We start from the raw sequence: 20155 nt of genomic DNA, 5'->3' as shown, positions 1-20155 counted from the left end.
GAAAAACCTTTTTTTTATTTCATCATCTCTTCATACAAGTTATCAACTACTTTTTCCAAGATTTCTCCTGTTTCGTTAAAGCTTGTATTTGTAAAAATAGATATGCCCATGTTTTGTTTAGGGTAAATGACAAACCAATTCTGCATCCCGTATATTCCACCATGATGTCTGTAGATTAATTTATCATCCTCTTCTATAATGTACCAGTGATAGCTTTCCCAAAAATCAGAACCTTCTTTGTGTAATTTTTGATGCGATTCGGTTACAATAGAATTTGATTTATCTAATTGCAACTTCATATATTTCACTAAATCGGATGGAGTGGAGTGTAAGCCAGCAATACCTCCCCATAACGTTCTGGTGAAGTTCGGCATTAACTCGTTTTGATCGTTATAACCTTTTACCAATCGTTTTTTATCATTTTCATTCAATGTGAATGTCGTTTGGTTCATTTTATTGGGTTTTAGAATAAATTCATCAACCAATTCTTCATATGGTTTTTGGTAGACTTTTTCTAAAATATAAGCTGTTATTTCTGGTGCTGTGTTTGAATAAGAATAGACTTCTCCAGATTTTGACTCTATTTTGATCAGTTTTAATCCTTCGAAAAAAGCCTCTTTATTTTCAGCTTTAGGTGGAAAATTTGGAAACCCACTTGTATGTGTAATAAGATGTTTGATTCTTATCGGTTCTCCTTCAAATTCTAAATTAGGATAATCTTCGTTGAGATAGCTTCTGATATCATCATCCAAATTTATTTTTTTATCAAGAACAGCTTTAGCAGCCATATAACCTGTAAACGTTTTCGTTACAGAAGCCAATTCATAAAGAGTAGAATCATTTGGTTTGTTTCCTTTTCCTATTGTCAATTCTCCAAAATGTTTTATGGTAGATTTTCCATCTTTTAATACTGCAATGGATACAGAATGAAATCTTTTATCTTCTAATAATTGAACAGCATTTTTTGTAATCGCATCATCAATATTTTGTTGATTGATTTGCTGCGTACTTTTACAACTTGATAAGGTGATTATCAAGAGTAATGCGAGATGTTTTATAGTCACTAAAGAAAAAATATTCCTCATTTTCTTAGAAATTTTGTAAAGCAAATGTAATTGTTTTTGTTTTTCAACAAACTACTGTTGTTGTTAAACAAAAACCTCCTATAAATCGGTAGTAGATCCAAATATAAACGAGGTTTTTCTATTCTAGTGTTGATGATGTTTTTATTTCTCAAACTTATTTCTCATAATTTCGGTTAATTCATCTTTATTTTTAACCTTATTATAATGTTTATACGCAAGTTTTAGCATTTTTTCATCGTTATTTTTAGTTCCAATTTCAAACAAACTTAATGCATAATTACCGTTGAAATGATCCAATTTGGTATACTTATTTTTTATTTTTTCATAATAGGGTAATGACTCGTCATATTTTTCATTTAATGTTAAGAGAATGGCTTTCAATAGTTGTGTGTTTGCATTTTGTTGGTTGTATTTTTGTTCAGCTATATTTACATTTTCTAAACCATAATCTACGTCTCCCATAATTGTTGAAGTTAAAGCTACACCGTAAAATCCTTCAGGACTATTAGGGAAGTGTTCTTTTATTTCTTCAAATTTTTTTCGGGCTAAATCATCTGCTCCAATAATCATACTTGTAGTCGCTAAATTTTGCTTATATTCTAACGATTTGTTTTGTGCTAAACTATCTGCCATATAATACATTGCAACAGCTTCTTTATTCATCTCACTTTTTCTTAGTGCGTATCCTGCCCAATAATAAGCATCACAAAATGTAGAATCTATTTTAATCATTTCTGTCATTATTTCTGCTACAGAACCAAGATAAACATCATTTTGAATACACTCAATTCCCAATGGGAAGATTTTTTTTGCACGTTCATTGTCGGGGAATTTGCAAGTGGTACTATTAAAGTCAAATTTTTTGGTAAAATCAGACTGGGCATTTATTTGAGTGATTAAACAGATTAAGAATAAAAATAGAATTTTTGTTTTCATTAGTTTTATGTCAGATAGAGTATAATGTTTTGTGTTATGTAAATTAAAACAACATCGTTCAATTTATTGATAGACTAAGTAAGACTTATTAGTGTATACTAATTTAAGAAAAAAAAGAATACAATGGAAGGTAAAAAAAGAATGCTTCTAAAATTGGTTTAATAGTATCTGCTTTCATTTCTAGTATAGGAATCATATTTTTTTAACTTTTACCTTAATGCAAAGTCTGTGCTAACAAGTTGGTCAATAATGGCTATTCGCTAAATGCTTTATTTATTCATTTTTTTTCTTGATAAAAAAAACGAATCAAAAAAAATCAAGACTGCGATTTTCGACGTTCAATCTTTATTTTACTCACTAAAAATCTTAAACTACTCGCTATCGCTCACTAATCTTTTTTACGTTCGCTTCAATGGATTGAAACTCGTCTGCAAATCGTATGTCGGCTTTTTAAACTAATATTTTTAGTAATCACGGTTTTTTGAGTTCTAAGTATTATGTATTATAGGATGAGGATGAGATTTTAGATATGAGTATTGAGATGGTTGTACAATGTAATATGTAAAAAGTATAATGTAGTAAGTAGATATGTTAGATGTGAAAATAGAGATTTTAGAGTTGTACTATGTACAAAGTATTTGAGGTTGAGGATGAGATTGTGAAATGAGTTCAGAATGACGATGAGATGAGATTAAGAATTTGAAATTAAAAGGAGAAGCTTTATAAGCTTCGGTATATTACTTTTTGCTTGATCAAAAAGTAATCAAAACATCAAGACTTCGATTTTCGACGTTCAATCTTCATTTTACTCACTAAAAATCTTAAATGACTCGCTATCGCTCACTAATCTTTTTTACGTTTGTTTCAATGGATTGAAGCTCGTCTGCAAATCGTATGTCGGCTTATAAAATTTATATTTTCAGCAATGACGTTTTTTTTAAGTTATAAGTATTATGTATTATAGGATGAGGATGAGATTTTAGATATGAGTATTGAGATGGTTGTACTATGTAATATGTAAAAAGTATAATGTAGTAAGTAGATGTTAGATATTAGAATTGAGATTTTAGAGTTGTATTATGTACGAAGTATTAAGTACAAAGTATTTGAGGTTGAAGATGAGATTCTGAAACGAGTTCAAGATGGCAACGAGATGAGATTAAGAATTTGAAATTAAGAGGAGAAGCTTTATAAGCTTCGGTATATTACTTTTTGCTTGATCAAAAAGTAATCAAAAAATCAAGACTGCGATTTTCGACGTTCAATCTTCATTTTACTCACTAAAAATCTTAAATGACTCGCTATCGCTCACTAATCTTTTTTACGTTTGTTTCAATGGATTGAAGCTCGTCTGCAAATCGTATGTCGGCTTATAAAATTTATATTTTCAGCAATGACGTTTTTTTTAAGTTATAAGTATTATGTATTATAGGATGAGGATGAGATTTTAGATATGAGTATTGAGATGGTTGTACAATGTAATATGTAAAAAGTATAAATGTAGTAAGTAGATATGTTAGATGTGAAAATAGAGATTTTAGAGTTGTACTATGTATTATGTAAAAAGTAGTATCTGATTGTAAATGTCATTAATTGAGCGGAGTCGAAATCAAAAGTATAGACTGAGATTTCTCAATTCCTCGAAATAACACATTGGATGAGATTTTGAAACGAGTTCAAGATGACATTTAGTAATTGTAATTATGTTAATAATAACTATAAGTTAAGCTGAATTACCCTTCGATTTTGCTCAGGTGGCTTGATTCGTCAGTCAGAGTAACGTTTGCAAAACGTTGTATCGAAGACTTAGACGATAAATATACAAAATCAAGGAGATAATTTCCTTCTTGAAAGGAGTTAGTGGAGCTTAGGTAAAAATTGTTACAAGTTGATAATAATTATATGTTCATTTTTATTCATGGGTTATTATTGTTTTCAAATGAATTCATATGCCCTTCGGGGAAACCTTGACGAAAAACGAACCAAAAACGTCAAGTCTGTGCTTACAAGTTGGTCAATAACGACTATTTGCTAAATGCTTTAAATCATTCACATATAAAATGTGAACAGTAAATCATTTTTAACGCTCTTTACGCCGAATTGACGCTCTACTTTTCAGCGATGACGGTTTTGAAATTCGTTGTTAAAAGTGGATTTGAGTATAGAAAAAGGATCATAAAAATGTCATATGATTTGGAGGCGAGTGTCAAAAAGTTTAGGGCATGGTTAAAATATTTTACTGTTTGCGTAGCAAATGATTTAAAATATTGAATGACTGAAACTAATTTTAACCGTCGAAAATCAAAGACAAGAGTTTTTTGATTACTTTTTTGCTTCCAAAAAAGTGATAGAAAGGATTTTACGTTCATTTTTATTCATGACTTTTTAATTGTTTTTAAATGAATTCATATGCCCTTCGGGGAAACCTTGACGCAAAAACATTTGAAATTAAGAGGAGAAGCTCCAGTGGAGCTTAGGTACATTTCTAAACTTTTACCTTAATGCAAAGTCTGTGCTTACAAGTCTGTCAATAACGGCTATTCGCTAAATGCTTTATTTATTCATTTTTTTTCTTGATAAAAAAAACGAATCAAAAAAAATCAAGACTGCGATTTTCGACGTTCAATCTTTATTTTACTCACTAAAAATCTTAAATAACTCGCTATCGCTCACTAATCTTTTTTACGTTCGCTTCAATGGATTGAAACTCGTCTGCAAATCGTATGTCAGCTTTAAAAATCTTATTTACAGTAATCTCGACTTTTCAGCAATGACGGTTTATAAATTCGTTGTTAAAATCGAATTACAATATTGATAATAATAAAGCGTAAAAATAAACACCACTTTCTCTAGGGGATATTGTTTGATAAAATTCCTTTTTGAGAGGGTGAGAGAGTAGTGGAAATGAGGTTGAGAATAAGAATAAGAATAAGAATAAGAATAAGAATAAGAATAAGAATAAGAATAAGAATAAGGTTAGTTTAGTTGTATACGCTTTATTTCTTGAATTCCTTTTCCCTTCGAGCACCTCAGGGAACGGATTTTCATGGTGGCTGAGATTCTAGATGTCACACTTTTACGATCTTTTTTTGTTTTAGAGTTTCGGGGAATGATTTTCTCGATTATTTCGGAAAACTAATTAATAATAGAATGATAATTCATTTAATTAATATGTTCGTTGATTATATGTTTCAAAATATCTGAATCTTTATTTTTGTCTCTAATTATTCTTTTTTGTTTATCATAATTAAAGTCTGAATATGATATCTCAATTAATTTAATACCATTTTTAGGTAATATATCTCGTCTTCTTTGATCATATATTTTTCTTTGTTCGCCACGATTTACACCGCTTACAGTAATTTTATTTGGTTTGTCGAAGAAACTAACACTTTCTGAATGTTTTTTTTCACGGTATTCTATAACAAGTTTTAATTCTTCATAGTATGCATCTACAGGTAGAAATGAACTTTTTCCTTGTTGATTCATATCTCCTTTCAAAAAGTCAAACTTGTGTTGTCTACTAGAAGAATAACCTAATATTTCATCACATAAACCTAAAATATAAAATTCATCAGAATTACCACTTTTTAATTGTTTAGGTTTTTCTCTCCTATTTTTGTTAGATAATTCTGGTTGTTTACATTTTACTTCATTTTCAACTAATGAAACAACAGAACCATTTCTTTTGAAAAAAATAGGATAATTTTTTGTTCTACCATGAATTTGATACGGAATTATATCAGAACCATCTTTTTTTTGATACCATTTATTCCGATTTAGTTCATAAGCAATCTCGGTTGTAGTCATTTCTCTACCTCTGGATTTTAAAACTTTGATAATAGCTTCGTGTAAAGTCATTTTTACGATAGATTTAAAAGTTATCCTCAAATATCAAAAAACTATTTCACAAAAAAATACGGTTTCATATAAAAAACCTCGTTTAGTGAGTCTAAAGACGAGGTTTATTTATAATAGAGTTTAAATAGAAGTTAGTCCTAATGTATTTTATACATTAACTTTCATCTTTTTTAAAATTTCTTCTACTGTTTCATAAATATCAGATTCATCTTCAAGTTTGAATTTTAAAGATTTACTATCTATTATTATTTTTTTATTAATATTTTTTAAAAGTAATCCTGGGTCGCTATCTTCCCCCTTACCATCTATGTATTCAATAGAATGTTCTTTACAAGTAGATGGGTTCATTATGAACCAATCATAAGTAAATACTTCTTTAAAGAAACCATATATTCTAGTTTTGTTAAGGAGATAATATCCGTTATCATAGATTCGAATATGATTCTTTTCAGGATAACTTAATAGTACTGGATTTTTAATCAATTTACTATTATTTGTTGAAGAAAAGACATAACAATTAATTAAATCATTGAGTTGAGATGTTATATTATCAATTGGATTAATTTCATCAACTAATTGTTTTAAAAAAATAAATTTCTGATCAATAAATCTTCTCCAATTTTCGTTACGATTTCTTAAAGTACCTCTTAAATTTGAAGGATAGGTAAGGTTATTCCCATTCTTTAAAAAGCAATTTCCAAAGGTTAAAAAACTTCTGTATAGTAAATAATTGGAATTCTTCATTATCTCTTCCGAAAATAGTAGTCTTGTTTTAAGCGAATTTTCTATAAAAATTGAATAATCCTTAGATTCATTTAGTTTAAATATGAATCCTATTTGACCATAGAAATAGTTGTGATTTTCCAGATCTATAAAGAGAACTTCCCAATCATGTTGAGGTTCATTAATAATTTTTTTGGCTTTAAAGATTTCTTCTTCTTTTTGTTTCTCATTAAAGAAACTAATTTCAGAAGTTTTTAATTGCTCAATAACTTCATAAACGTTTTGATCTTGTACTTTATCTAATAATTCTAAAATACTAATAGCAGCCTCACTGAACAATTTAGGTGATTCAATTGGGGTATTATAGATAAGATTCGAAATTACTCTTGTCCATTTATTAATATGTGTGAGGTTACTTTTATTTTTAATAATATATCTAGTGATAGCGAAATACATTGTAGTATGCCACCAACTTAAACCTATATTTTTAGAAAAGAGAAAATTATTTACATTTTCAGCTTCATTATAAAGAGGATTTATTTTAATCTTTAAATTGATGCAATATTCTAAAACTGTTAAATAGCTTTCTATATTATTTTGAAAAATTATATTTTTTTCGAACAATGAAACAGGATTAAAATCAGTTTCAGATCTTAATAAATCAATATTAGAATCTTTTTCTGAAATACTTTCGTCCATTAGGAAGTCTCCGAGAAACATATTTTTAAAAAACTGTAAATAAGGGATGTCAATTTTTGAATCTCCTAATGGTTTTTGATTCCAGAATAAGTCATTCCACTCGAGATCAATCTTTTTTTTCCAACCATTTATTTGAATTTGATTGGTAAATTCTTTAAATAGCCAAGCTTTGAAATTTTCAAAATGAGTAAGTTTTTTTCCTCTTGCATTCATTTTTAAATACAGTTCATCTGTTAACTCGAAATCCTCTAAGTCAAAAAAATCAAAGGTTATTACTTCTTTCTTTTCTAATTTTTCCCATACTTCCCTTGCTTCTAATCTTTTTTCCAAAAATTGTTTATGAGTTTCTTCTAAGACTGAAAGCATACTTATGACAGTAGGATCTTTTAACCATTTTGTAAAAAAACCTTCATGATTTTCTATGTTTTTTCTAAAAGTTTTTGAATTACAGTCAAAGTGATAGGTGTCATTTGTTAGAAACTGTAAGAATTCTTTTGAACTTGTTCGTGTAGCATATTTAAATCTTTGAAGTACTTTTTTTGAAGTATTATCTTTTAAAACATTGCTTACATACCAATGTACTAAAAATAAAGTAGTTAATCTTTGTTGTCCATCTAATGGAATGAAAGTAACAACCTCAGCTTCTAAGTTTTGTTTTTGTTGAGTATTGAAATTAACGGAAATATTTAAGTTTTCCGCATAGTTTTTAAGTGAAAGAAGTAGTGTGTCAATACTATTTTTATTTCTCTCAAGGGCAATAAAATTATCAATTCCTAATTTTTTTCCATAAACAAAATCCAGATGTAAAGAAGCATCATTATCTTGTAAAGATTTTAAAATAGAATGAATTAATTTCTTACTGATTTCACGAGACCCTTCTCTTCCATAAGTATAATCACGTTGAATAGTAGGAATTTCTATTGTACATTCATCTATTAGCTGCCAAAATGTATAAAATGTATTTTTCATTTATTGATAATAAAGTTTCAATTGTTTTTTCAGATGTTCTTTATAATCACTCATATCTTTTAAGGAAAAGAGTTCATCTGATATATTTTCGTTTTCTTTGGAAAAATTTTTAGTAAAAACATCTTTTGTACACTCTGGAATAAAAACCCCTTTTTCTTTTGGTGTGTAATAAAGATCTAAAAGAACTTTTCTTTTGTCCAAAAAAATGTTATTTCCTAACTTACTATTCGTATTTCTATCGAGTAATGTCAAATTAGCTATGCTATGCAAATCCAAATCGTTTGTAATTTTGTCTATTACGTTCTGCAATTTCTCTATGCTTGTTTTTTCTAATTTTAATTCTGATAGTTTTTTATTTTCATTTTCTGAGTTACTTAAAAGATTATGTAAATCTTTGATTTCTTGGATAATTTCCAAATGTATTGGTGGATACTTTTCATAGTACACTTCAAATGACTTTAACCATTTTACTATTTGACCAACTGTTTTAAAAGTTTTTGGGTTTTGAGGATTGATGTGTTCTACACTCCAAGATTCGTTACGATATAAGTTAAAAGGGAATTTATTATGACTTGAGTTATTTAAGAAATATTGTACGTTAAGCAATAAAAGAAGTTTTTTGCATTCAAGTGGATGATCTTCATAATTAATTACATCTAAATCATAAATCTTTTGTATCAAATTATTTTCTAATTTTTTTGATTTATTTAGCTCACTTTTTATTATTTTAATTAATATATCTTTAAATTCAATTTTACTTTTTCCACTACTTAATTTGATGATTTCGGAAAGTTTTTTTATTTGGCTTACAATAATATATCCAACAAAGTGATATAACTCTTTATCTCTATACCATTCATCTAGTTTATTAAATGTTTGCTTAATGTTTTCCCAATTTAATTGATTTTCTTTTATGAACTCATTTTCATAGATTCTGTAAGCTTCCATACCATCCCAATCTTTTTTTGGAGAAATTTTATTCGTTAAATCAATCACCAAGTCAATACGAGTATCCAGATTATTATAATAAACATGGTCGCAGATAAAGAACCAAAATTCAGATTCGTGTAATTGATTTTCAATATTATCCCATTCTGCGGCTAATTCAACAGATTTTAAAGTAGCAATTTCATTTGCGAATCTTTTTTGAATATCAAGTATAAAAAGAGCTTTAATTAATTCAGAATTAGTAAGTGGAATTTTACCAGCATTTAAGTTCAAAAAAACATCTTCAGCACTTAGATTTCTGTTATTATTTTTAATATCATACCAAATGACGTATACTTGATTTAAAATTTTTAATCTAAAATCATTTTTAAACTCTTCTGATTTTTCATTAAACCAGGAAAATATTTCTTTATAAACTAAATAAAAATGATAAATATCTACATTATTGAAATTTACAGTATTATCTATATCACTATAGGATGATATAAATGTTTCCCAGTCTTTGTTTTTTACTATTGCATCACTCATTTTAGAGAGTTCATTATTTATAAAAGTCTGAGAAGCTCTCCGTGTTTGATAATCTATTGTATAAAATTTTGTTTCATCTAAAAAGTGGAGTAATAAGTATAAGGTTGTTATACGCTGCTGCCCATCTATTAATTCTATTTCATTATTACTTTCGTCAGTAATAATAGGCTGTAGACAATATTTACCCGTTTTATGATAATCTATATCATTCAATAAAGCTAGAATTTGTTCACTTTCCCATTTATACCCGCGTTGATATTCCTTAACTACAAAATGTTTGCTTTTCAAATGATTTAAAGGAATAAATGCTATGCTATTTTTTTCTTTCATTTATTTTTAATATTGTATAAAAATTCTTAATACATAAAATGGTATTTTTTATACTATTAGATTTTTTTCAATATCTGACAATTATTTTATATAAAATTACGGTTAACCGTATTAAATGAAAGTTTAGAAATATTAAAATATGATTTACATATTTTTTTCTACTTTGATTAGAATCATGTAGTTGCATAATATTATGATAGAAGATTATCATTCAAGTAAACTATACGGTTAAAATATATTAACTTTGTTCTGTAAATTTCTATACCTAATTATAGAAATTGTTAAGTGGATATGGAAAAGATTAGAAGTAAAAAAGCTGAACAAATTATTGATGAGATAATAGATCAGTATACATATGCAGATACTAGTGAAAGACCATGGATTATTGGTTTTAGTGGAGGAAAAGATTCAACCGTTTTATTAACTTCAGCTTGTATTGTTTAATCTTTTCCCTTCGAGAGCCTCAGGGAACGATCTGTTGGTGGCTGAGGTTTTTTGGGGATAAAATTCTATTCTCGATACAATTTTTCTTCAACTTGTACTGTTTATCGAAGTATTATTTCGAAAAATCACTCGAACTGACGAATTTTAATTACCAATAAATATAAACTAAATTTCACCCATACTGAAAACCTTCTCCCTTTGAGTGTTTAACCTTTTCCCATCAAGATCCTCAGGGAGCGACCTCTTTTTATTTGTTTCAATCTAAATAATTATGCGATTGTATTCTAAATACACTAAACTCTTATAATTCTGAAAACTATCTTATGGTTACAATCTTCACAACATACATCGTCTCCATCTTTTATTACTTGTTTTTCTAAATCAATCTCTATGTTGCATAAAGGACAATAGATCGAATGATCTGTAAATTTTAGATCTATGGGAGGGTTTAAAACAGTTGGTATTTCTAAAATAGAAATGCTTTCGTTGGTTATATTTTCTTTTGTCATAATTTATAGGTTCAATTTAATCAAAATTTAGAATTGCTTACTTAGGTTAGTTTTATTATTTTTATCAACATATAGTATTGGTAATGGAATATAGCTTTTCGAGTGAAGAATTAGTAAACGCAATTGAATATTTAGATCAACATCCTGAAGAATTTAAAGGAAGGGAATCTTCTACATATGATTTAGTATATGAAGGTAAAAAATACCCTCCAATTTTAGTGTTGTCAAAAGCAAATGAATTAAAAGGAGGTAAAGAACTGTTGTTAAAAGATTTTAAAAATAGTACAGAAAAGGCTTTTAAATATTTAATTGAAAATGGGTTTCATGTAATTCCTAAAGTTGAACAAATGGTAAATATACAAGAATTTATTGAAGTAGCGAATAGTCAAGTAATTGGTCAAGGAACAAATTCGGAAGCAACTAATTTTATTAGGAAAAGTAAAGGAGCGTATAAAAAACTTGCTGTTGAGATATCTTATGGAGTAGGTCGTTCAACAGCTATACCATGGATTGCTTTCTTAGGAAATCAACAAAAGGTTAAAGAAGGAATTTATCCTGTATTTCTGTATTATAAAGAACATAATATTTTAGTTTTAGCATATGGTGTTAGTGAAACTAATGAACCTACATTGAAATGGGACAAACTAGATAGTAAAACATCTATAAAAGATTATTTTAAAGAAGAATTAGATATAAAATTAAAAAGTTATGGTAATTCTTATGTATTTAAAGTATATGATGCAACGAATTTACCTTCTCAAGATACATTAAAAAGAGATCTTGATCTATTAATTGAGGAATATCTGGAATTAATGAATCGTGATAGTAAGCAACATTCATCAATTGAAAAGAGTATGATAAAGAATAAAGATTTTGACATTAATGCTTTTAGTAATTCATTAACAAAATCAAACCTCCAATTCAATAATAAGTTAGTGCAACGATTTGTTGCTTCATTACTTACAAAACCTTTTGTGATTCTAACAGGATTAGCAGGTTCGGGAAAAACCAAATTAGCGCAATCATTTATTCAATGGATGTGCGAAAGAGAAGAACAATATAAATTAGTAGCTGTAGGTGCCGATTGGATTAATCGTGAACCATTATTAGGGTACCCAAATGGATTAAAAGAGGATGAATATGTGATGCCAGACAATGGTGTATTGCAATTAATGATAAATGCTTCGAAATCTGAAAATCAAGATAAACCATATTTTTTGGTTTTAGATGAAATGAATTTATCACATGTAGAACGTTATTTTGCAGATTTCTTAAGTATTATGGAATCGGAGGATTCGATTAAACTTTATACAGGGTCTAAAAGAACATCAACAAATGATTTAGAAATACCTCAGACAATTTCTTGGCCTAAAAATCTGTTTATTATTGGAACAGTGAATATAGATGAAACGACGTATATGTTTAGTCCAAAAGTATTGGATCGTGCAAATGTCATTGAGTTTCGATTGGATGAAGATGATTTAAAAGTTTTTTTAGCTGAACCTAAAAAAGTAGATCTATCGCAGTTAATTTCGGAAGGTGCTGCAATGGCATCGAGTTTTATCACATTATCTAAACAGAATGATACAGCGTCTAATGAAGTTTTAAATGAAACTTTGGTAGAATTCTTTAAAGAATTGAAAACAATCGGAGCTGAATTTGGTTACCGTACAGCTTTCGAGATTCATTTGCTGTTTGCACAATTCTCAAAATTAGATTCTTCTCTTAGTGAAGAGGATAAAATTGACTTTGCTGTAATGCAAAAACTGTTACCAAAATTACATGGCTCACGCTCAAAGATTATAAAATCGTTAGAAGCTTTGATGAGGTTATGTTTAAAAGATGCAGCTGAATTCAATCTTTCTAAATTGGATGCTCTTCAAGAAGATCAAATAAAATATAACGTATCGTTTGATAAACTAAAACGAATGTATGCAAATGCTTTAAGTAACGGATTTACAAGTTATGCAGAAGCCTAACGATAAAGTTTTACAATTTGATTTACATCATATTGATGAGGGGTTAACTTTGGAAATATTTCCAGAGCAACACTCTCGTATTCGACAATTGGATAAAGTTGTTGCAGAGCAATACAATGAAAGTGTTTATCAATTGTTTGAAGGACATTCGTATGAATACGAATTTTTAGGCATCAATAAAGCCAACTACTGTCTACGTGCAAGAATTAATGGGGTAGTTATACCATCTAATCGTCATGCTTATCGTGGTCGAATTACACCCAATATTTATGTAGGTAACTTACCACTAGAAATAGTGAACACAGAAACGGAACAAAGTTTTCCAATTTCGGTAGAGGTGATTGCAACTAAATTTGATAAAAAAGAAGATGTGTCGTATCGTGAGAATTATCGCCAAATGTTGGAAGATATTACCGATAAGTGTACAGATCTTATGATGCAAATTAATACACCAGTTACACAGCATGTTACTATTGATTATTCGACTGACACCAAGACATTGTACCAACGTTTTTGTTTTGTCAAATCATTTTTAGATTCGGTTGACTTCGAGGAAGCAATCATACGTATTATTTCTAATCCATCAACTGTATGGAAAACGGAAGAAACATCGATTAAAACTTCTCAAATTAAACGTGTTAATCGAACGATTGCCAAACAATTTGTAACTGCTTCGAATAGAATAGATACTTCAAGATTGGCTTATTTGAATGATATAGGATTGAGCAGTGTGCCTCGAACGATACAATCAGATATCAGAATAGAAAGTGTAGACACACCTGAAAATCGTTTTATTAAGCATGTGTTGGGTGTTTTTTTACATTTTGTCGAAGACTGTCAAGCTATTTTTTCAACAGCAAAGAAGTATCAATTCGCTTTAAAAGAGAGTAGTCTCTTGATAGAGAAAATAAATGGCTATTTGTCTTATTCATTTTTTAATGAGATTTCTGATGCAACAACTTTAAAATTAAATAGCCCTTTGTTACAAAAGCGTAGTGGTTATCGAGAAGTTTTAAACCGTTGGTTACAATTTGATTTGGCTTCTAAATTAATTTGGCAAGGAGGAGAAGATGTCTATGAAGCGGGTAAACGAGATATTGCCACTTTGTACGAATATTGGCTTTTCTTCCAGTTGTATGAGTTGATTGTCGATAAATTTAATTTAGAAGTTTACCAAAATCAAAATTTTGATCATTTATTTGAGACGGATGATTCTGGACTTTCTTTAAAACTAAAATCAGGAAAAGAATTAATGATTAAAGGTGAAACGGATTTTGTTTCACGTAATCTAAGTATTCGATTCAGCTATAACCGAACATTTAAAGGAGGTAATGATTATGTATCTGGGAATGCAGGTAGTATAACGACTACGCTTCGTCCTGATTATACTTTAAGTATATGGCCTAGCTCGTTTACCGAGACCGAAGCAGAAAAGGAAGATGTCATTACGCATATTCATTTTGATGCGAAATATAAGATACAGAACATTCAAGAACAGTACACCGAAACAGTGGATGAGGAGGTGTTGAATAGAATGGATGAACGAGAACGTAAAGGAACGTTTAAGAATGTTGATCTTTTAAAAATGCATGCTTACAAAGATGCGATACGTCGTACAGGTGGTGCTTATATTTTATATCCCGGAAGTGTTGAAAAACGATTTGATGGCTTTCATGAAGTTTTACCGGGCTTGGGTGCTTTTACTATTAATCCCTCAAAATACGATACAGGTATAAATGGGTTAAATGCATTTATTGATCGTGTTATTCAGCATTTGGTAGATCGTACGACTCAGCGCGAACGAATTTTAAATACATCAAATCAAATTCTAAAAGAACCTTTGTTGGCTTACGGAAATGCTTTAAAACCACTTTCTATTGAATTAGAAAAAAGTAAAATAGATGTATTGAATACATTTGTTATAGTGGGGTATACCAAATCTCAGGAGCATTTAGATTGGTGTTTGACAAATGGTGTCTATAATTTTAGGATGAACGATAATGTAGGCTCTTTGGTGTTGACTAGTGATATTGTACAAGCAAAATATTTGTTACTAAGAGAAAGCGGAAAAGAAAAAGCAACTCAATTGTTCAGAATTACGAGCAAAGGACCTAAAGTGTATTCGAAAGAAAAATTAGTTGAATTGGGTTATACCAACCCTTCTCAATCCGATTATTTAGTTGTAGGCATAGAGCCATGTACAGATTGGGAAGACATAGAAATTGCTTATAAGGAATTCGATGAATATAAAGGTTTATCAGGTTCTATTTACACACGAGCAGGACAACCTTTTGTGGTGACATTGGATAAGATTTTGAGTTGATATCCTTTTAAATATTAAAATCTATATAACATTGTTGATTGTAAAATGTAATAAAATCATCTCAACAGAGATGATTTTATAATTTGGTGTAGTATCTTTCTCTTGATAAAATTATTAGGTTTTTTATATTTAGTCAGCAAATGAAATATTATAAAAATTTTTCTTCAATTATTTGTGTGATTTTTTCGTTCTCTACTTTAAAAGTAAAATCTCTATATTCAAGTGAGTTTAAATTATTGTCATTTGGGTGGGGAAAAAACTTTACGCCAATTTTTATAAAAGGTAAATTGATTTCCCAGCTTGATCTAATTATGAAATTTTTGGAACAAATATCTTGTTCAGATGAAAGAATATATTCTTTGAAATTTGTTAGACTTTCAATATAATATTCAGTTTTCCATTTTTTTCTTTTTTCATAATATATATTTTCAGAAAGGTTATTGAATATTGCAATACAATCACTTTTATTACAAGAATTAATAAAATTTCTAACTATTTTTCTAGGAATTCTCTGTTCAGCTCTTATTTTTTTCTTTTTTTCAGCTTTAAAATTTTCATAATCTACATTAACAGTTTTTTGCATTTGTTGTTGTCCAATCAGAAATGCATCGTGACGTGATTTATATAATTTATGAATTAATATATCTCCTTTGGTAATATGGTTTTTAAATTCATTTAAAAGTATATAACCTTCTTCATTTGTTTTTTCGTTTATCCCCTCAACAATATTGATATAATATGTCTGTTCAACATTGTCAAATAAAATTTTCATTTTTGGATTAAATCTTTCTGATTTTGTTTTCGATTTCTTAACAAGGTATTTCGTTTCATCAAGAGGGTCTTCAATTCTTCTTCCCCAGCCATCAGTACATAAGCTAGATTGATATCTTGACAGTTGAATTCTCGCTTCTTTACGCCCTTTATCAGGACCAAAGCTAAATTCATAATCAGGTAGTGCTTTTACTATTTCTGTTTCAAGTTCCCATTGTTCATTGTCGCTTGTAAAGTTAATTTGAATGTGAAATTCGTACTCAACCATATAAATTGGAACGTCAATTCTACTATTAATGATAATATTTTTAATTAAATCAAAATCTGTTTTGCGGTTAATTAATAATGTAATAGAAGTTTCAATCATTGCTGAGGTTATATGTTGTTGTATTGAAATGAACTAAATTAGTTTACTGACTAATGAAAAGCAATTTTAAGTTGAGGAAATATTTTAGGATAGTCGTTTTTATTTTGATAAAATGTAAACTTTGTTTACTAAATGTAAACTTTGTTTACCTTTGTCTCATGCAATCTCATGCTTTACATATATCGAATTTAAGAGGAATAGCTCGATTAATTAACCATGCTGCTTTTAAGAAAATAGCTTTGGATAGTAATCAGTCGTCTTATATTCGGCAAATGAAAAAATATATTGAATGGGATTCTATTGAACAAGAACAACCAACTACACTAAGTGAGCTCATTGCTTATGGTTATTCGATATTAGAACAAGACTATCGTCACGAATATATATATAAAACAAGTTTATTAAATGATTTTGTACTTCATCACTATTCATTAGATGACACTGTTTTATTAAACGAATTTAGAATACAAGATTCAATTGCTGATATGGTGATTGTGAACGGAACAAATAAAGTTTTTGAAATTAAAACAGAATTGGATAGTTTAGAACGTTTTCAATCGCAAATAGAAAATTATTATAAAGCATTTACAGAGGTTTATTTGGTTACCCATTATACTTTGATCGAAAAATATTCGAGCAAAATAGAAGAAACGGTCGGTATTATTGCTCTTACTGATGAGTTAAAATTGGTAGAGTATAGAAAAGCTACTTTTGTCGATGAGTTGCTTGATATTCCTACTATGATGGCGACCTTGCGCAAGCCAGAATACATGAAACTCGTAAAAAATATGGTAGGGTTTGTTCCAGATGCGACTCCAGTTTATTTGTATACAGCATGTTTAGATGTTTTATTGAGTTTTACACCGCAAGAAGTACAAAAGCAGTATCATAAAATTCTTAAAGAACGTATTTCGTTTGCAAAAAATATAGAGATAGAAGAAGGGGTATTTCCCAAGTTTTACAACTACTCTTATTATCATCAAAAATTAACAAAAAATTCTTATCTTACACTACAGAACAACCTGATGAAAAAGGTATAAAATTTTGTAGTATGTATTTCCCATATTTACGAGGTAAACAATTTGAATTATTAGCTTTAAGAGAGCTTGCTCCAATATTAGATTCTTCAAAAATAATTCCTTTGATAGAACCTGTAAAAACGAATACAGCTTCTCTAAAAACAGCAATAGATGTATTAGCAAGGTATAATATTAAGGCTCAGGTTATTTTGAATCCAGAAGTAGGTGATTTCAAATCAAATAACTCTTCTTTAATTACTTTTTTTAATCAATTACAAGCTCAAGGTTATACAAACCTTATTCCTTCTTTTATAATATCTAGTGATAGGGCGTTTGATAGAATAAAAACAATTATTGCAGATAATCATTATGATACAAATGGTTTTAGTTTTGTCCATCTCAATAAAGTGAATGATTTAGATGCATTACACTCTTTTTCTAGTTCTAATAATTGTCTTTATCATGTAGTGCAAATTGCTCATTTGTTTGCTATGAGAAGAAAATTGAAGGGAAATGTCTGTATGTTGAATGATTATTTTAATCGTTTATCAAATAACAAAGCTTATCTTGATGTCCCTTTCGAAGTCTTTTCTTCTGATTATATGTATTATCAAGACGAAGGTTGTGTAGGGTTTTCGGATTATCAAGTGATAGGAAAAGATTATTCTGAGACTGGAGGAGCTGCATTTGCTGTCGCTATACATTTAACATATAAAGAAGAAGGAAGTGATGATATTCAAGTTGCTCATTTTGTATCAGACAGCAATGATGGACGCGAGAATCCTGCGGGTAAATTTTTTGAGGCATTAGAAAAATTAATCACTTTTGTTGAACAAAAACAATTAACGAGTTTTGCCATTGATAAATTTAGGGACTATTATAACACTCAAGCTTATCCAGGGTTAGGTGTTGTAAAGAAATTAAGTATTATGCACCATATTCAGTTAATACAAGGTTTAATCTAAACGATATGAATTGTTGTGTAAATTGCTTTTCAGATACCTACTTACAAGATTATATACTAAAGAATAAAGTAGGAGTAGGTAATTGTGATTTTTGTTTAAGTACTTCTGTTGCTTTAATCAATTGTGAAACACTCACAGAACTTTTTGATGAAATACTGGAGTTGTATGAACCCAATTCGTCGGGTGAAATGCTATTGCATGAACATTTGAAGCATTATTGGGAGGGATTGTTCTCTCCAGATTTGAATCTTACTTCAATCAAGCATTTGGTTTATGCGATTGGTAGAACGAGTATACTATATTCTACTGAATTATTCGAACAGCCAGTTGGTTTTCAGGCTCATATTACAGATGAAAGTGCAGCAACATTGGCTTTACAATGGGAAACTTTTGCCAATGAATTGAAGGAGAATAATCGTTTTTTCTTGAATGAAACTATCGATTTAGAATTTATAGAAGGTATTTTAGAGCGTTTAGCGAAAACCTATTATCCTGAGACAATTTTTTATCGTTCGAGAATTGGAAATACTAGGTTTCCAATAAATGAGTTGGGTAGACCTTCTAAAGAATATGCGACATCGGGTAGAGCAAATCCCCAAGGAATTCCATACCTTTATTTGTCTGATAGTATAGAAACTACCATATACGAAACTCGATCATCCCTGTACGATTGTTTAACGGTAGGTAGTTTTCAACTAAATCGCCCATTGCAAGTTATCTCCTTACATAAAATAGAAGAATTAAGCCCATTTGAGGTCAAAGAAAAAGGTTTTGAATTAGAAGAATTTATTAATATCCGTCCTTATTTGCTTAAGTTACAAGCAGAATTATCAAAACCTATTCGTAAACAAGATTCTTTACTTGATTATCTCCCAACGCAATATCTGTGCGAATTTATCAAACTAAAAGGATTTGATGCGATAGAGTATAAAAGTGCAATGCATATAGGTGGTTATAATTTAGCAGTATTTACGGACGAATCATTTGTTTGTGTAGATTCGACATTTATTACAATCAAAAATTTAAACTATGAGTTTGAGGCTTAAATTGATTTGATACGCTAATTTATATATCACTTTCCTTATATAACATTATTAATAACACTTTCAAAATAGCTTTTTATAATGCTTTTAAACATATTATATTTACAAAATAAACAATATTGTATTATGAGAAATATGATTGATGAGTCGAATATTAAATTTGAGTTATTACGTAATGATGTAAAAAGAGATTTATTAGATTATCTTAAAGAATTCAATTATTTAGAAATATCAAAAGAAATTCAAATCATTGATATAAAAATCATTGATGATTTAAGAAAAGTATATACAGGGCCTGGATTCTATATTATTTTATTAGATGAACAATTTGCAGACAATAATTGTAACTTTTCTTTTGATGATTGTACTGCAATATATAGAGGACATTCTTATTCTGTTAGAGATCGATTAAAAAGTCATTTATTTAATTCTGAATACAATAATTTTGATTTCAAAAACAAAGTGAAATATACAGTATGTTTAAAGTTTGAGGAAGGTATACAAGGGATAAATTTGAATGAGGAACCTTATTGTAACTACTCTTGGAAAGTAATTATTCATAAAATGAAAGGAAGCAATAAATTAATTCGGGAACAGGTTGAATTAGCTTTTGATGAAATTTATGGTAGACCATTTAAAAGTAAAGAACGTTAAAA

At 28.8% G+C, this 20155-nt stretch carries 13 protein-coding genes; 7 read left to right on the top strand and 6 right to left on the bottom strand.

Translation table 11 applies throughout. The annotated features are described in order from the left end of the window. Positions 1 to 14 precede the first annotated feature (14 nt). From E4J94_RS11630 to E4J94_RS11605, 5 genes are all read right to left on the bottom strand, one after another. A complete protein-coding gene (locus tag E4J94_RS11630; RefSeq protein WP_135835969.1) occupies positions 15 to 1085 on the bottom strand; it encodes a serine hydrolase domain-containing protein in 1071 nt (356 codons plus the stop codon). 141 nt (positions 1086 to 1226) lie between these two features. Next, positions 1227 to 2021, bottom strand: a complete 795-nt coding sequence (locus E4J94_RS11625; protein WP_135835968.1) for a tetratricopeptide repeat protein — start codon at positions 2019 to 2021, stop codon at positions 1227 to 1229. Positions 2022 to 5183: 3162 nt separating this feature from the next. Next, complete coding sequence (locus tag E4J94_RS17720) at positions 5184 to 5882, bottom strand: HTH domain-containing protein (RefSeq protein ID WP_221411289.1); 699 nt, start codon at positions 5880 to 5882, stop codon at positions 5184 to 5186. Positions 5883 to 6029: 147 nt separating this feature from the next. Then, entirely contained in the window at positions 6030 to 8273 is a 2244-nt protein-coding gene (locus E4J94_RS11610) for a DUF262 domain-containing protein (protein WP_135835967.1), read from the bottom strand. Further along, positions 8274 to 10079: a DUF262 domain-containing protein gene (locus tag E4J94_RS11605; RefSeq protein WP_135835966.1), complete on the bottom strand. Its 1806-nt coding sequence runs from the start codon at positions 10077 to 10079 to the stop codon at positions 8274 to 8276. Positions 10080 to 10370: 291 nt separating this feature from the next. Between E4J94_RS11605 and E4J94_RS11600 the strand changes: the two genes are divergently transcribed. The 3 genes from E4J94_RS11600 to E4J94_RS11590 all read left to right on the top strand — a co-directional run bounded on the left by E4J94_RS11600 (position 10371) and on the right by E4J94_RS11590 (position 15334). Beyond that, complete coding sequence (locus E4J94_RS11600) at positions 10371 to 10523, top strand: hypothetical protein (protein WP_221411292.1); 153 nt, start codon at positions 10371 to 10373, stop codon at positions 10521 to 10523. Between the two features lie 592 nt (positions 10524 to 11115). After that, positions 11116 to 13011, top strand: coding sequence for an McrB family protein (locus E4J94_RS11595; RefSeq protein ID WP_135835965.1), 1896 nt, complete (start codon positions 11116 to 11118; stop codon positions 13009 to 13011). Beyond that, positions 12998 to 15334 (top strand): DUF2357 domain-containing protein, encoded by a 2337-nt coding sequence (locus E4J94_RS11590; RefSeq protein ID WP_135835964.1) that lies wholly within the window; start codon positions 12998 to 13000, stop codon positions 15332 to 15334. Before E4J94_RS11595 ends, E4J94_RS11590 begins: the two co-directional genes overlap by 14 nt. 148 nt (positions 15335 to 15482) lie before the next feature. Here the strand turns inward: E4J94_RS11590 and E4J94_RS11585 are convergent, their stop codons facing one another. After that, the gene (locus tag E4J94_RS11585; protein WP_135835963.1) at positions 15483 to 16472 is read right to left on the bottom strand and encodes a hypothetical protein; all 990 of its coding nucleotides are present in this window, start codon (positions 16470 to 16472) and stop codon (positions 15483 to 15485) included. Between the two features lie 272 nt (positions 16473 to 16744). Between E4J94_RS11585 and E4J94_RS11580 the strand changes: the two genes are divergently transcribed. The 4 genes from E4J94_RS11580 to E4J94_RS11565 all read left to right on the top strand — a co-directional run bounded on the left by E4J94_RS11580 (position 16745) and on the right by E4J94_RS11565 (position 20153). Next, on the top strand, positions 16745 to 17512 hold the full coding sequence (locus E4J94_RS11580; protein WP_168801863.1) for a sce7726 family protein: 768 nt from the start codon (positions 16745 to 16747) through the stop codon (positions 17510 to 17512). An 11-nt stretch (positions 17513 to 17523) separates the two neighbouring features. Continuing rightward, positions 17524 to 18456, top strand: coding sequence for a sce7725 family protein (locus tag E4J94_RS11575; protein WP_135835961.1), 933 nt, complete (start codon positions 17524 to 17526; stop codon positions 18454 to 18456). A gap of 5 nt (positions 18457 to 18461) precedes the next feature. After that, the gene (locus tag E4J94_RS11570; RefSeq protein ID WP_135835960.1) at positions 18462 to 19502 is read left to right on the top strand and encodes an RES family NAD+ phosphorylase; all 1041 of its coding nucleotides are present in this window, start codon (positions 18462 to 18464) and stop codon (positions 19500 to 19502) included. 123 nt (positions 19503 to 19625) lie between these two features. Further along, positions 19626 to 20153, top strand: coding sequence for a hypothetical protein (locus tag E4J94_RS11565; RefSeq protein ID WP_135835959.1), 528 nt, complete (start codon positions 19626 to 19628; stop codon positions 20151 to 20153). Positions 20154 to 20155 lie beyond the last annotated feature (2 nt).

This window comes from Empedobacter tilapiae, assembly GCF_004785645.1.
GTDB classification, from domain to species: Bacteria; Bacteroidota; Bacteroidia; order Flavobacteriales; family Weeksellaceae; genus Empedobacter; species Empedobacter tilapiae.
The sequence above is the reverse complement of the archived record's forward strand: the minus strand, read 5'-3'. Positions and strand labels throughout refer to the sequence as shown.